At 69.3% G+C, this 14,218-nt stretch carries 11 protein-coding genes; 3 read left to right on the top strand and 8 right to left on the bottom strand.

The features are described 5' to 3' along the window. Window positions 1-8: 8 nt before the first annotated feature. Window positions 9-353, top strand: a complete 345-nt coding sequence (locus B072_RS0130325; RefSeq protein WP_018533717.1) for a MazG nucleotide pyrophosphohydrolase domain-containing protein — start codon at window positions 9-11, stop codon at window positions 351-353. After that, window positions 350-835 carry an HIT family protein gene (locus B072_RS0130320; RefSeq protein ID WP_018533716.1) on the top strand — a complete coding sequence of 162 codons (486 nt, stop codon included), beginning with the start codon at window positions 350-352 and terminating at the stop codon, window positions 833-835. The genes B072_RS0130325 and B072_RS0130320 overlap by 4 nt, the downstream gene beginning before the upstream one ends. Before the next feature lie 53 nt (window positions 836-888). Here the strand turns inward: B072_RS0130320 and B072_RS0130315 are convergent, their stop codons facing one another. From B072_RS0130315 to B072_RS0130280, 8 genes are all read right to left on the bottom strand, one after another. Next, window positions 889-1,815, bottom strand: a complete 927-nt coding sequence (locus B072_RS0130315; protein WP_026246460.1) for a carbohydrate ABC transporter permease — start codon at window positions 1,813-1,815, stop codon at window positions 889-891. A 2-nt stretch (window positions 1,816-1,817) separates the two neighbouring features. Next, a complete protein-coding gene (locus B072_RS0130310; RefSeq protein WP_018533714.1) occupies window positions 1,818-2,726 on the bottom strand; it encodes a carbohydrate ABC transporter permease in 909 nt (302 codons plus the stop codon). 23 nt (window positions 2,727-2,749) lie between these two features. Continuing rightward, window positions 2,750-4,054 (bottom strand): extracellular solute-binding protein, encoded by a 1,305-nt coding sequence (locus B072_RS0130305; protein WP_018533713.1) that lies wholly within the window; start codon window positions 4,052-4,054, stop codon window positions 2,750-2,752. Next, the gene (locus tag B072_RS0130300) at window positions 4,054-5,922 is read right to left on the bottom strand and encodes a glycoside hydrolase family 2 protein (protein ID WP_026246459.1); all 1,869 of its coding nucleotides are present in this window, start codon (window positions 5,920-5,922) and stop codon (window positions 4,054-4,056) included. Before B072_RS0130300 ends, B072_RS0130305 begins: the two co-directional genes overlap by 1 nt. Before the next feature lie 120 nt (window positions 5,923-6,042). Then, entirely contained in the window at window positions 6,043-9,105 is a 3,063-nt protein-coding gene (locus B072_RS0130295) for an alpha-mannosidase (RefSeq protein ID WP_018533711.1), read from the bottom strand. Between the two features lie 50 nt (window positions 9,106-9,155). Continuing rightward, the gene (locus B072_RS0130290) at window positions 9,156-10,064 is read right to left on the bottom strand and encodes a carbohydrate ABC transporter permease (RefSeq protein ID WP_018533710.1); all 909 of its coding nucleotides are present in this window, start codon (window positions 10,062-10,064) and stop codon (window positions 9,156-9,158) included. Further along, the gene (locus tag B072_RS0130285) at window positions 10,064-10,987 is read right to left on the bottom strand and encodes a carbohydrate ABC transporter permease (RefSeq protein ID WP_018533709.1); all 924 of its coding nucleotides are present in this window, start codon (window positions 10,985-10,987) and stop codon (window positions 10,064-10,066) included. Before B072_RS0130285 ends, B072_RS0130290 begins: the two co-directional genes overlap by 1 nt. After that, the gene (locus B072_RS0130280; RefSeq protein WP_018533708.1) at window positions 10,987-12,360 is read right to left on the bottom strand and encodes an extracellular solute-binding protein; all 1,374 of its coding nucleotides are present in this window, start codon (window positions 12,358-12,360) and stop codon (window positions 10,987-10,989) included. Before B072_RS0130280 ends, B072_RS0130285 begins: the two co-directional genes overlap by 1 nt. A 362-nt stretch (window positions 12,361-12,722) precedes the next feature. Between B072_RS0130280 and B072_RS0130275 the strand changes: the two genes are divergently transcribed. Further along, window positions 12,723-13,961: an ROK family transcriptional regulator gene (locus B072_RS0130275; RefSeq protein WP_043245010.1), complete on the top strand. Its 1,239-nt coding sequence runs from the start codon at window positions 12,723-12,725 to the stop codon at window positions 13,959-13,961. The last annotated feature ends 257 nt before the right edge of the window (window positions 13,962-14,218 follow it).

The following is a 14,218-nucleotide window of genomic DNA, read 5'->3' as shown; positions in this document are numbered from 1 at the left end:
TGCCCAGAATGAACGTCGACGAACTGCTGCGCCAGGCGCTGCGGATCCATGACCTGTACGACGAGCTCAACCTGCGGGAGCGGGGGCGGGTGTGGACGCGTGAGGAGTTCATGCTCGGCTTCGTGGGCGATGTGGGGGACCTCGCCAAGCTGGTGATGGCCGAGGAGGGCGCACGTGAGGTCCCCGGCGGGCGCACCGCGCTCGAACACGAACTCGCCGACTGCCTCTGGTCGGTGCTGATCCTCGCCCATCGGTACGACGTGAACCTGGAAGATGCCTTCTGCCGGACCATGACCGAGCTGGAGACGGCGATCGGCCGCGACGTGGCGGCCGACGGGCAGGAGAGCGCGTGAAGCGCCTGGACATGGATCTGGACGCCTACACGGAGCGGGCCCGAAACGGCCCCTGCTACATCTGCGCCCATGTGGCCGGCGATCCCGCACACCGGCACGAGAGCGTCTACGAGGACGACGCTCACGTGGCCTTCCTCGACAGGTATCCGACGTTGCCCGGCAAGGTGCTGGTCGCGCCGAAGGCACACATCGAGCACGTCGTCCGGGACCTCGACGACGAGGGCTTCGAGCGGATGATGCGTGTCGTGCGCAGGGTGGCCCTGGCCGTGGAGGCGGTCTTCGCGCCGGAACGCACGTACCTGCTGTCGCTCGGCAGCCGTCAGGGCAACGCCCACCTGCACTGGCACATCGCCGCGCTGCCGCCCGGTGTGCCCTACCAGCGGCAGCAGTACCACGCGCTGATGGCCGAGAACGGTGTGCTGGTGATGAGCGGTGAGGAGCGTGCGGACGTCGCCGCTCGGCTCCGCGCTCGACTCGGCTGATCGCAGCACCGTTGGAGACGCCCGGCACGCGGTGTGCGTGCCGGGCGTCCGCGTCACTGCCCGCCGAGGCCCGTCGTCGCGACGGACTTCACCATCTGGCGCTGGAAGATCATGAAGACCAGGATCAGCGGGATGGAGGCCAGCAGACCGGAGGCGGCGAGTTGGGCGTACTGGAGGCCGTAGGAGTCCTTCACCGTCGCCAGGCCCACCGGGAGAGTCATCAGGTACTGCTTGCTGGTGCTGATGAACGGCCACAGGAAGTTGTTCCACGCACCGATGAAGACGAAGATCGCCACAGCCGAGAGGATCGGCCTAGACAGGGGCAGGACGACGCTCAGGAAGACGCGGGCGTTGCTCGCGCCGTCGAGCCGGGCCGCCTCCTCCAGCTCGCGGGGGATGGCGTCGAAGAACTTCTTGAGGATGTACACCATCGGCGGCGCCACGACCTGCGGCAGGATCATGCCGGCGTAGGTGTCCACGAGATTCAGCGAGAGCATCTCGCGGAACAGCGGCACGATGAGGATCTGCGGCGGCACCATGATCGACGCGATCGTCGCCGCGAACAGCACCTTGCGCCCGCGGAAGAGCGTGCGGGAGAACCCGTACGCCGCGAGCGCGGACACGGTCACCGTCAGTACGGTCACCGCCGCCGCCACGATGAAGCTGTTCAGGGCCCACGTCGGGATGTTGCCCTGGCTGAAGATCTTGCCGTACGCGGAGCCGGTGAAGCCGTGCGCGGGAATCCAGCCGTCGCCGACGGCCGCCGCGTCGGGCTCGGTCTTGAGCGAGGTCACCAGTGCCCAGGCGATCGGGGCGAGCCAGAGGGCCGCCATGAGCACCAGGGCGATCGCGGCGCCGACCTTGGCGGCCGGGCCGGAGCCGAGGACCATCTGCGGCCGGGTGCTGCGCCGGGCACGCCGGCGCAGCTCGACCGGGACGGTCGAGGGGGTCTTCGGGCGAGTGAGAGTGTCGGCAGCCATCGTCACGCCTCCTTGCGCGAGAAGAACTTCACCTGGGAGATGGAGAGGATGAGCAGGAGCGCGAAGAAGACGTACGACATCGCGGCGGCGTAGCCGAGCCGGTAGCCGGTGAAGCCGGAGTCGAAGATGTACTCGAGGACCGGCCGGGTGGAGCCGTCGGGACCGCCCTTGGTGAGCATGAAGATCTGGTCGAACACCTTGAGCGAGGCGAGAACCTGCAACACCGTGATGAGCGCGGTCGTCCGGTTCAGCTGGGGGAGTGTGATCGACCAGAGGCGGCGCCAGGCGCCCGCCCCGTCGATCGCCGCGGCTTCGTACAACTGGTCGGGGATGGACTGCAGGGCCGCCAGGTAGAGGAGGAAGTTGAAGCCGACCGTCCACCACACGGTGATGAGGACGACGGACCACATCGCGTACTTCTCCTCGACCAGCCAGCCGACACCGTCCAGGCCGACGGCCTTCAGGACGGTGTTGAGCATCCCGGAGTCCGTCTGGAACAGCAGGAGCCCGACCTGCCAGACGACCGCGCTGGTGAGCAGGTACGGCGCGAAGAACGCGAGCCGCCACAGCCACTGACCCGGCAGCCCTATATGGACGAGGAGTGCCATCACCAGGGCGAACACGACCAACGGGACCGTTGACATGACCGTGAACAGCGCGGTGTGGCCGAGTGTCTCCCACATCTTCGGGTCCGTGAGGGCCTCGGCGTAGTTGCCGAAGCCGACGAACGTCGAGTCCCCGCGCCCGGTGAGGCTGGAGTCGGTGAAGCTCATCCACAGCCCGTAGCCGAGCGGGACCACCAGGAAGAGTGCGAAGACCACCAGGAACGGGGTGACGAACAGCGGCCCCGACGCGCGGCCGCCGAGCGAGCGGCGGGCGGTGCGGCCGCCGCGGGCCTGCCATGTACTCATGACGCGGATTCCTCTCGTGCGGCTCAGGCCGGGTCCGGCTTGCTGAGGTAGAAGTCGAGCGCCTTGATCATCTTGTCGACGGCGACGGCCGCGGAGTTGGCGCCCACCAGTGCGGTCTGCATGGCCTGGCACAGCTGGACCTGTGCTTCGGCACCGGCCCCCATGAACCAGGCCGGCGGGTCGAGTGCCGGTGTCTTCGCGGCGGCCGCGTACTCGACCTGCGGCTCCAGCTGCCGGTACTTCCGCGACTCGACGATCGGCAGATAGCCGGGAATGTGTCCGGCCCGGGCCCAGGTGAAGCTGGCCTTCAACAACTCGGCGACCATCCGGTGCACGGTGCGGCGCCGTTCCTCGTCCGGATTCTTCTGGTGCGGCAGCACGAACATGTGGGCGTCGGCCCAGCCCGCGGGGCTGTCGTAGATCTGCGGGAACGGAGCCGCGCCCAGCTCGATGCCCTTGATCTGGCTGAACGCCGCGGAGTCCCACTCACCGGTGAAGATCATCGGAGCCTTGCGCGAGGCGAAGGAGCCGACGGACGTGGTCGGGTCCATGGTCCGGCACTGGGGCGCGACCAGCTTCTGCATGAACGTGAGGACCTTGACGGCTGTGTCCCGGTCCACCTGGGTCTTCTTGCCGGTGAGGACGAACTCGGCGCCCGTCTGCCGGTACAGGGACCAGAACATCCGCCAGTTCTGCGCCGCGTCGTTGACGTGACCGTAGACCGGCCCGAGGCCGCCCTTGTTGACGGAGCGGAGCTTCTCCGCGGCCTCCAGATAGCCGTCGGGGCCGCCGAACGGAATGAGCCTGCCGTCGCTGTCGACCAGGCCCGCCCTGTCCATCACGTCCTTGTCGTAGAAGACGACGAAGGGATGCGTGTCGAGCGGCAGCGCGTACTGGTCGCCGTCGTACCGGCCACGCTTGCCCGTGACCGGGTTGATGTCGTCCAGGGTCACCCCGAACTCCCGGAACAGATCCATGTCCCAGGGATCGAGCAACCCGCCCGGCGCGTACCCGGCGAACCGCGACACGTGCATGATCGCCACGTCGGGCCCACGGCCGCCGGCCGACGCCATCGCCAGCTTGGTGTAGTACGACTGCCCCCAGTCCAGGACCGTCGTGTCCACCTTCAGACCGGGGGCGGCGCCCTGGACCTCGGTGACCATCTCCTTCATCAGGGCGCCGTCGCCACCGGTGAACGGGTTCCAGTACTGGACCGCGTCGGTGCTCGCTGCCGCGCTCGCTCCGCACGCGCTCAGCGCCGGGGCGAGCGCGGCGGCACCTCCTCCGAAGAGGGCTCCACGCAGCAGGGTCCTCCGTGCCAGAGCCATCAGACCTCCCCGACGGGCGAGGTCTCGAAGGCGGCCGGGCGCTCCTGGGCCCGCCGTACCCGGTCCACGTCCAGCTTCCGCGAGCGGTCGAACCGGTAGATGCCGTTCTGCTCCTGGAACACGTCGGTGAGCTGCGTGTAGCAGTAGCCGAACATGTTCGGGTCGTCGAGCAGGACGCCGGTCAGGCCGGCGAAGCGGTGGTGGAACTCCTCCTCGCCGCGGGGGCGTTCGCCGTAGCCCCAGGAGGTGCTGCGGTCCGTGTCGTCGGGTACGGCGTCGTCCGGATTCCACCAGATGCCGCCGAACTCGCTGCAGAAGTAGGGCTGCCCGGCGTAGGGGGTGGACCAGATCCCGGCGTCCGGGTTGTCCTCGGGGTTCACGAAGGGGCGGTTCTTGTCGAGGCCCGCCATCAGGGCCCGGAACGCCTCGGGGTCCTGCTCGTAGCAGTGCGAGTCGTAGACGTCGGTCTCCGGTACCCGGTGCGCGTAGCCGGAGGCGTCCAGAACCGGGCGGGTGGTGTCGGCGGCCTTGGTGGCCAGGAACATGCCGCGGGTGACGTCGTCGAGGGTGGAAGGGCGGTCGGTGAGCAGTTGCTGCGTCTCGTTCAGCGGGCACCAGCCGACGACGGACGGGTGGTTGTAGTCCCGCTCCACCGCCTCCAGCCACTGCGTGACGAACCCGGCGGTGGGCTGCTGGTTGTCGCCGCTGAGCGGCCCTTCGTTCGAGCCCCAGTCACCGAACTCGCCCCAGACCAGATAGCCCATCCGGTCGGCGTGGTGCAGGAACCGCTCCTCGAAGACCTTCTGATGCAGGCGGGCGCCGTTGAACCCGGCGGCGAGGGAGAGTTCGATGTCGCGGATCAGGGCGGCGTCGTCGGGGGCCGTCATCAGGCCGTCCGGGTAGTAGCCCTGGTCGAGCACGAGCCGCTGGAAGACCGGCTCGCCGTTGATGAGGATCCGCTTTCCGTCCACGGAGACGGACCGCAGGCCCGTGGTGCTGACCGTGGCGTCGACGACGGTTCCCTCGGCGTCCAGCACGTCGATGTGGACCTCGTACAGGTGCGGGTCCTGCGGCGACCACGGTCGGCGGCGGTCCGCGGGCACGGGCAGCACGATCCGCGGGGCCACGCTCAGATGCGCCGGCACCTCGGCCTCGGCCACCGTGCCGGCGGCGTCGACGAGCCGTGCGCGAACGCGCCGTCCGGTGCGGCCGCCCGCCAGTGGAAGCTCCAGGTGGAAGCAGCTCGCGGCGAGATCGGGGGTGATCCGGGGACGCTTGAGATGGGTGTCGGCCACCGGCTCCAGCCACACGGTCTGCCAGATCCCGGTGGTGCGGGTGTACAGGCAGGTGTGGTTGGCGTACAGCCGGGACTGCTTGCCGCGGGCCTGCGGTCCCTCCCAGGTGTCACGGGCGCGCACCACGATCACGGCCTCGTCACCCGCGCCCACCACACCGCCGAGGTCGGCGCTGAAGGACGTGAACCCGCCGCTGTGCCGGGCCACTTCGGTGCCGTTGACCCACACCGTCGCGTCGTGGTCGACGGCACCGAAGTGCAGTACGGGACGGCGTCCCCGCCACTCCTGAGGGATCCGCACCGTGCGCCGGTACCAGACCGCACGGTGGAAGTCGGTGTCGCCGATGCCGGACAGCTCCGACTCGGGACAGAACGGGACCGTGATCCGGCCGCTCAACTCGGCGTGCAGCAGACCGCGTTCGAGGCCGCTGTCACTCGGGTCGAAGGCGAACTGCCAGGTGCCGTTGAGGTTGAGCCAGTCCTCGCGGACGAAGCCGGGGCGTGGGTACTCCGGGCGTGGCAGGCCGCCGGCCTGCCCGTCGCGGTGAGATCGCTGGTCGGACACAGTTGACATCGTTGTCTCCATGGAGGGGGATCAGCGTCGGCGAGATCGGCCGGGTCGACGGTGAAGAGGGCGCGACGGGTAGGCGCGGGAGGGGCTCATGACCGGCTGAACCCCTCCCGCACCGCGGTCTCACCCCTGCTCGGGAACCAGCCGCACCGTCAGGATCTGGAACGGGCGCAGCCGCAGCCTGACCCCGTCATCGGTTGCTTCACAGCACGACTCGTCGGCGGCGCGCGGGCGTTCCAGGAGGTCGGTGGCGGTAGCCGACGTGATCCGGAAGCCGGGCGTGAGCAGTGCCGTGGCGCGGGCTCCGTGGGCCTCGTAGAGGCGGACCACGACATCGCCGGAACGGTCGTCGGCGAGCTTGACCGTCTCGACCACGACGGCCGGGGCGTCGACGGACACCAGCGGCGCCACCTCGGCCGAGCCCGGCACCACGCGCTCGGGCAGGTTGAGGTGGTACCCCTCGCGGATCGCGTCCTCGACACCCGCCCCGATCACCAGGGCGTAGCGCAGCCGGTGGGTGCCCTGGTCGGTGTCGGGGTCGGGGAAGCGGGGCGCGCGGGCCAGGGACAGACGGACCGTGGTGGTGGTCCCGCCGTCCTCCCGCACGTCACGCGTCACGTCGTGGCCGTACGTCGAGTCGTTGACCACCGCCGCGCCCCAGTCCCGCTCCCCGACGTGCAGGAAGCGGTGCGCGCACACCTCGAACTTCGCCGCGTCCCAACTGGTGTTGGTGTGCGTGGGCCGCTCGACGTGCCCGAACGGGACCTGCGCCGTCGAGTGCGCCGCCCGCACGTCCAGCGGGAACGCCACCTTGAGCAGCTTCTCCGTCTCGTGCCAGTCCAGGACCGTGTCGACGTCCAGGCGGCGAGCGTCCGGCGCCAGGCTCAGGGTCTGCTCGACGCGGGAGGCCCCGAAGGCGCGCGTCACCTTCACCGCGCCGTCCACCACGGTCACCGACTCCGCGTCCGTCAGGTCCGTGACGGTGTTGCGGTAGAAGGCGTCGACGTCCCAGGCGTCCCACTGGTTGGGGAAGTCCTGGTGGAGCTGGAGCAGGTTGGCGCTCGCGCCGGGCGGCAGCGCCTCACGGTCCGCCTCCACGTCGTACGCGGAGGTGACCAGGCCCCGCTCGTCGATGACGATGCGGACGAGCCCGTTGTCGAGGACGTAGCCGCCGTCGCGCGCGATCGGGACGACGGTGGCCGACTCCTGCCGGGCGCGCCGCGCGGCGCCCAGGGCCGCCGTGCCGCCACGGGCGTGCGGAGCGGCGTTGAAGACGACCTCGGAGCCGTCGGCGTCGGCCGGTCCGGCCAGTGCCGTCTGCGCCGATGCGATCAAGTCTCCCAATTCAGTGGCGACCTGACGGTACGTCTCCTCCGCCTCCCGGTGCACCCATGCGATCGACGTGCCCGGCAGGATGTCGTGGAACTGGTGCAGCAGAACCGTCTTCCACAGCCGGTCCAGTGCCTCGTAGGGGTACGGGGCGCCGGTGCGGAGCGCGGCCGTCGCCGCCCACAACTCCGCCTCGCGTAGCAGGTGTTCGCTGCGCCGGTTGCCCTGCTTGGTCGCGATCTGGCTGGTGAGTGTGCCGCGGTGGAACTCCAGGTAGAGCTCGCCCACCCAGACCGGGGCGTCCGGGTACTCCTCCAACGCCTTGGCGAAGAAGTCCCCCGGCCGCTCGATCTCGACCCGGGCCGAGCCCTCCAGGTCGGCGAGGCGCTCGGCGCGCGCGAGCATCTCGCGGGTGGGGCCGCCACCGCCGTCGCCGTAGCCGAACGGGGCGAGCGATCGGTTCGCCGCGCCCTTGTCCTGGAAGTTGCGGACGCTGTGCGCGACCTCCGCGCCGGACAGGTCGCTGTTGTACGTGTCGACCGGCGGGAAGTGGCTGAAGATCCGGGTGCCGTCGATGCCCTCCCACCAGAACGTGTGGTGGGGGAACTTGTTCGTGGTGTTCCACGAGATCTTCTGCGTCAGGAACCAGCGCACGCCCGCCAGCTTCATCAGCTGCGGCATCGCCGCGTTGTAGCCGAAGGTGTCCGGCAGCCACATGTCCTCGGTCTCGACGCCGAACTCTTCGAGGTAGAACCGCTTGCCGTGGATGAACTGGCGGGCCAGCGCCTCACCGCCGGTGATGTTGGTGTCCGGCTCCACCCACAGGCTGCCGGTCGGCACGAACTGCCCCGTCTTCGCCTTCTCCTGGGCACGCTCGTACACCTCGGGGCGGTGCTCCTTGAGCCAGGCGAGCTGCTGCGCCTGGGACATCACGAAGCGGAACTCCGGGTGTTCGTCCATGAGTTGGGTGACGTTGGAGACCGTGCGGGCGACCTTGCGCACCGTCTCGCGCAGGGGCCACAGCCAGGCCGTGTCGATGTGGGCGTGGCCGACCGCGGAGATGCGGTGCTCACCCGTGGTGGCGGAAGGCGCCAGGGCGGGCGCGAGGATCTCGCGGGCCGCGGTCGCGGTGCCGCTGATGTCCTGCAGGTCCACGGCGTCCAGGGCGTTGGACAGCGTTCGCAGGATCTGCCAGCGGCGCGGCGACTGCTCGGGCAGCTCGCGCATGAGCTGGTCGAGCACTTCCATGTCGTGTACGAGCTCGTAGACCTCCGCGTCGAAGAGGGCCAGGTCGAGCCGGCGCAGCCGGTAGATCTGCTCGCCGCCCGAAGCGTTCGGATCGTCCAGCCACGGCGCGCGGCCGCCGATCGGGGTGATCGCGTAACTGCGGTCCTCGGGCCCGGAGTGCATGACGAGGGGGTTCGCCGCGGCTTCGACGTAGCAGACGAACTCCTCGCCGCCCGTGGCCCGTTCGGTGACCGGCAGCCAGATGTTGCGCGGGTTGAGCGCCTTCACGGGAGTGCCGTCGGGCCGGTACGCGAGGCCCTCCGCGGAGAAGCCCGGTTCGGTGGTGCCGAAGCCGAGGTCGACGACGGCCTCGACCCGGCGCCCCGCCCACTCCTCGGGGACGCGGCCGCTGAGCCTGAACCAGCTGGTGGTCCAGGCGGGGCCCCAGTGCGCTCCCGGTTCGGTGGGCCGGTAATCGGCGGCCAGGCCTTCCGCCACCGGGACGGGCTCGCCCGGCACCTGCCAGATGCCCACCTCGAGCGGGACGGAAACGGCGTGGACGGCGGGCCGGATGCGTTCGTCGAGTACGCGCCGCAGCCGACGCTCGACGATGTCGCGGTCGGAATGCACAGAACACCTTTCGAAGGACGTACGTGAACAGGTGGGGCAGGAAGGTGAGTTCAGCCCTTCAGGGCGCCGCCGAGCGCGAATCCGCCGCCCAGCTTGCGGGTCAGCAGCAGGTAGAGCATCACCACGGGCAGCGTGTACACGAGGGAGAACGCGGCCAGTTGCCCGTACTGCGTCTGGTCGTGGGCGCTGAGGAAGGTGAACACACTCACCGACGCCGGCAGCTTCTCCGGCGACAGCAGCAGCACGAACGGGACGAAGAAGTTGCCCCACATGCTGATGAAGGTGAACACGGTGACGACGGTGACACCCGGCCACATCAGCGGCAGTACCACCCGCGTCAGCGACTGCATGGCGTTCGCGCCGTCGATCCGGGCCGCCTCCTCCAGGACGATGGGCACACCGTCCATGAAGTTCTTCATCAGCCAGATCCCGATCGGCAGCGCGGACGCCGTCAGGAACAGCGTGGTCGCGGCCATCGAGTCGATCAGCTCGACCTGTACGAACATGCTGTACACGGGGATCATCACCGCGGTGATGGGCAGCCCGGTGGTGAACAGGACGGTGTACAGGAACGGGCGGCGCAGCCGGGAGCGGTAACGCGACAGCGGGTAGGCCGCCAGGATCGAGACGACCACGCACAGCAGCGTCGCGCCGCCGCACAGCAGCAGGCCGTTGAGCATCGGCCGGTAGGTGGTGTCGGTGTTGAGGATCGCGTGGAAGTTGTCCAGCGTCGGCGGCGAGGGCAGGCTCAGTTCGAAGCTGGCCGTGGAGCTGATGGACGCGAACACCATCCACACCAGCGGCAGGACGAACAGCAGGCTGATCACCAGCAGGACGAGGTTGACCGCGATGCGGGAGGGCCGGATCCGGCGGCGCGCGGTGCCCACGACGGGTGCGGGGCGGGTGTTCCCGTCAAAGTGGCCCGCCTTGGCCGTCGGCCTCAGGTCGGTGGTGGCCATCAGTCCTCCTCCACCTTGAGCAGCTTGAGATACACGACGGAGAACAGGGCGCCCACGACCAGCAGGACGAGCGCGATCGCCGTGCCGTAGCCGATCAGGCTGTTCTGGAACGCCTGCTGGTACATGAACACCGGCAGGGTCTGGCTCTTGTTGCCGGGGCCGCCGCGCGTCATGGCGTAGATCAGCCCGAAGACGGAGAGCGTCTGCAGGGTGATCAGCATCAGATTGGTCATGACGGTGCGGCGGATGACCGGCAGCGTGACGTGCCACAGCCGGTGCCACACGCCCGCGCCGTCCATCTCGGCGGCCTCCACCAGCTCGCGCGGAACCTCGTTGAGCGCGGCGGAGTAGACCATCATCGAGAAGGCGGTGCCCCGCCACACGTTGGCCAGGCACACCGCCAGGATCGGCATGGTGTACAGCCAGTTCTGCCGCGGCAGGCCGAGCAGGTCGAGTACGTCGTTCAGCGATCCCTGCTGGAAGAAGAACGCGTACATCAGGTAGCCGGCGACGACCTCTGGCAGCACCCAGGCGGCGATCACCACGCCGTTGACGATCGAGCGCACCGGACGGGTCGCCTTCTCGGCCATGACCGCAAGGCTCAGCCCGAGCGTGTTCTGCCCGATGACGGCGGAACCCACGACGAACACCAGCGTCAGCCACAGGGAGTTGAGGAAGTCCGGGTCGTCGAGCGCCCGCGTGAAGTTGTCCAGGCCCACGAAGTGCGTCTCGGCGGCGCCGGTCAACTGGGCGTCGGTGAACGCGTCGTAGACGCAGTACAGGATCGGTCCGGCCAGGAACACGGCCAGCAGGACGAGCGACGGCAGCAGCGGAAGGCCACGCAGCAGCGACTGGCCCGCCGCGCGGCCGCCGGACGCACGCCTCAGGGGCGCGGCGTCGGCGGTTGCGGCAGCGGATTTCATCAGTTGCCCTTGGCGGTGCTGTCGGAGCCGACGGCCGTGGCCAGCTCCTGGTCGTACGTCTTGGCCGCCTCGTCCACCGAGCTCTGGCCGGTGGTGACGGACTCCATGGCCTTGGTGATGGCGTTGGAGACCTGCGGGTACTTCGGCAGCGCCGGGCGGAAGTGGGTGTACTTGACCAGGCCGGTGAAGAACTTGTTGGTCGGCGTGGCGTTGAGGTACTTCGGGTCGACGGCCACATCGGTGCGGACGGCGGTCGTCGACTCGATGATGTTCCACTGCGTCGAATGGGCCTTGTTCTTGATCGACTTCATGAACTTCCAGGCCAGATCGGGGTTCTTGGCCTTCGACGGGATGGACCAGGCCCAGCCGCCCGACATGCTGACCTTGCCGGGTGCCTGACCGTGCTGCGTCGGCATGGCGGCGGAGGCCATCGTCTTCGTCCACTCGGGCCACGGACGCGGGCCCGTCTTCAGCCAGTTGTTCGCCATCCACGAGCCGTCGATGTTGATGGCGAGCTTGTTCTCGGGAAGCAGCTTCGTGCCGACCTCGGTGCCCGCGTTGGCACCGAGCGCGGTCGACCTGGACAGGCCCAGGTCCTCGCCGTAGACGGTGTGGACGAACTTCAGCGCGTCCTTGAACCCCTGCGAGCCGGTGATCCACTTCTTGCTCTCGGCGTCGTACAGGGAGTCGCCCGCGGCGTCGGTCCCGTACAGCAGCATCTCGAAGCCCTGCATGGTGGACTGCTCGCCGCCGGCCTGACCGGTGTAGAGGTTCATCGGCGTCACACCCGGCAGCTTCTTCTTGACCGTCCGGGCGACGTCGAGGATGTCCTGCCAGGTCTTCGGCTGCCAGGGAGTCTTGATCCCCGCCTTCTTGAGCAGTTCCTGGTTGTACCAGATACCCCGGGTGTCGGTGTCGTCCGGGACGGCGTACGTCTTGCCGTCGGTGGGCGAGGAGACGGCGGCCTTGGCGGCCTTGGCGAACTTGCCCCACTCCGACCACTTGGCCACGTACTCGTCGATCGGCTTGAGGTATCCGCTGGTGATGTCGGAGTTGATCAGTGCGGTGTCCTCGTAGACCAGGTCGGGCGCGGTCGAGGGCGAGCGCATCATCAGCTGGATCTTCGTGTAGTAGTCGTTCTCGGACGCCGTGACCGGGACGATCTCGACCTTCTTGCCGGGGTGGGCCTTTTCGAAGGACTGCTTCATCGAGCCGAGGAACTTCTGCTGCTTCTTGTCGTTCTGGTCCAGGTGCTGCCAGTACACGACCTTGATCGTGTTGCCGCCGCCGGCGGTCCCGGAGCCGCCGCAGCCTGCGGCTGACAACGTTGTCGCGATGGTGATCGCGAGGGCGGCGAGAAGTTTCTTGCGCAAGGGAATCCTCCGAAGGTGCGGCTCATGCGCCTGGCTCGGGCGCGCGACTGCGAGGGGTGCGGGGCGTAGCTGCGGGAGACACGGGACGTACGGGAGGGGTACGGGGGCTGGACGTATGCGTACGAAAAGGGCGTCGGCTCGGTGGCTGTGCAAGGGGGGAGCTGTGCACGGGGCAGGGCGAGTGGTGCGGAGGGCGCAGCAGGTGCTGGTGGGGTGCATGGTGCGTCTGGCGCATTACCTAAATCCAATGGATGGACTAAGTCAACGCCTGCTGCATAATCTCGGTGGCCAAGTTCCGCCAGCGGGAGCCGAGTTCCTGGCCGTCGGCTGTACGGACCCGCACGAGCGAGGAGCGCCGCGTCATGCGAAGCGGGACCAATCTGCCCCGAGTGGGTGGCTACAACCAGGCCGTCGTCCTGGACGCCATCCGCACCAAGGGGCCTGTCAGCCGCGTCGAGTTGGGGCCGCTCACCGGGCTCACCAATCAGACGGTGTCCAACGTCGTACGGCGGCTGCTGGACGAAGGCCTGATCGCCGAGTCCGGGCGCGCCCCCTCGAGCGGCGGCAAACGTCGCACGCTGCTGGTGCCGCGTGCCGACGGCGCCTACGCCCTCGGGGTGCACCTCGATCCGGATGCCGCCGTCATCGCCCTCGTCGACCTCGCCGGATCGGTGCTGCTCAGCCGCCGGCTCGCGCTGCCGCGGCCGAGTGTCCCCGGCGAGGTGGTCGACAAGGTGGCGCGTGCCGCGCTGCGGCTGCCCGAACGCGCCGCCATCGACCGCGGCCGCCTGCTCGGTCTCGGGATCGCCTCGCCGGGCCCCATCGACACAGAGGCCGGAACGGTGGTGGACCCGCCCAACTTCGACGGCTGGACATGCGTGCCGCTGCTCGACATGTTCGCGAAGGCGACCGGCATGCCGGTCGCGATGGACAACGACGCGACGGCCGCGGCGATCGGCGAACGCTGGATCGGCGGCAAGGAGCGCGCCGGTGGCTTCCTGTTCCTGTACATGGGTGCGGGCATCGGAGCCGGCATCATGCTCAACGGCCAGACCCTGCGCGGTGATTCGGGCAACGCGGGCGAGATCGGTCACGCCCAGATCGAGGCCGGAGGCCGCCTGTGCGATTGCGGGAGCAACGGTTGTCTCGGCCCGAACTGCAACCCCGCCGCCCTGGTCGACGACCTGTTCACCCTGCACGGCCGTGCCGCCGCGCGGCGCATCGGACTCAGCGGCGGCCCCGAAGCGGTGCGCGCCGACTGGAAGTTGCTGCGGCGTGCGGTGCGCGCCGGTGACCCCGCGGCCTGTGACGTGGTGCGCCTGGCGGGCCGCCGGATGGGGCAGGCGGTGCGCGGGGCCGTGGCGCTGCTCGACGTGAGCCGGGTCGTGCTGGGAGGCGAGGCGCTCGTCGGCGTCGAGCATGTCCTGAGCGAGGAGATCGACGCCGCCGTCAACAACACATCGGTGACCCGCGCACTGGGCAGAGTGACGGTCGAACGCAGCCTGATCGGCGAGACGGCCGGGGCGGTGGGCGCCGCGTCACTGGTCCTGCACGGCCGCTATGCGCCGGGGTGGCGGATGTTGACGGAGACACGGGAGTGAGAGCGTGCGCACGGGGAGGCGTACAGAGTCGGCGGTTCGGGGGGTGCGTACCGGCGGGTTCGCGGTTCCGAGCCCCGCCGGCCGCCGCCTCGACGGGTTCGGCGGGCCGGCCGACGCGACACCTTTCATCGCGGTGATCCCTGCTGCCGAGGGGCCGGGCGGCTTCGCACGCCCCTACGCGTACGAGGAGTCATCGTGCGTCGGCCCGGGCGTGATCCCGCGAGGCACCGTCCTCAGCGCGGAGCTACGACCCGAGG

Origin of the sequence: Streptomyces sp. HmicA12, from assembly GCF_000373565.1 — a bacterium.
Classification (GTDB): Bacteria; Actinomycetota; Actinomycetes; order Streptomycetales; family Streptomycetaceae; genus Streptomyces.
The sequence above is the reverse complement of the archived record's forward strand: the minus strand, read 5'-3'. Positions and strand labels throughout refer to the sequence as shown.

Coding starts and splice junctions, on each gene's coding strand:
- B072_RS0130300 (WP_026246459.1), bottom strand. CDS start 5,922: ATGTCAACTGTGTCCGACCAGCGATCTCACCGCGACGGGCAGGCCGGC.
- B072_RS0130310 (WP_018533714.1), bottom strand. CDS start 2,726: ATGAGTACATGGCAGGCCCGCGGCGGCCGCACCGCCCGCCGCTCGCTC.
- B072_RS0130285 (WP_018533709.1), bottom strand. CDS start 10,987: ATGAAATCCGCTGCCGCAACCGCCGACGCCGCGCCCCTGAGGCGTGCG.
- B072_RS0130275 (WP_043245010.1), top strand. CDS start 12,723: ATGCGAAGCGGGACCAATCTGCCCCGAGTGGGTGGCTACAACCAGGCC.
- B072_RS0130325 (WP_018533717.1), top strand. CDS start 9: ATGAACGTCGACGAACTGCTGCGCCAGGCGCTGCGGATCCATGACCTG.
- B072_RS0130305 (WP_018533713.1), bottom strand. CDS start 4,054: ATGGCTCTGGCACGGAGGACCCTGCTGCGTGGAGCCCTCTTCGGAGGA.
- B072_RS0130290 (WP_018533710.1), bottom strand. CDS start 10,064: ATGGCCACCACCGACCTGAGGCCGACGGCCAAGGCGGGCCACTTTGAC.
- B072_RS0130315 (WP_026246460.1), bottom strand. CDS start 1,815: ATGGCTGCCGACACTCTCACTCGCCCGAAGACCCCCTCGACCGTCCCG.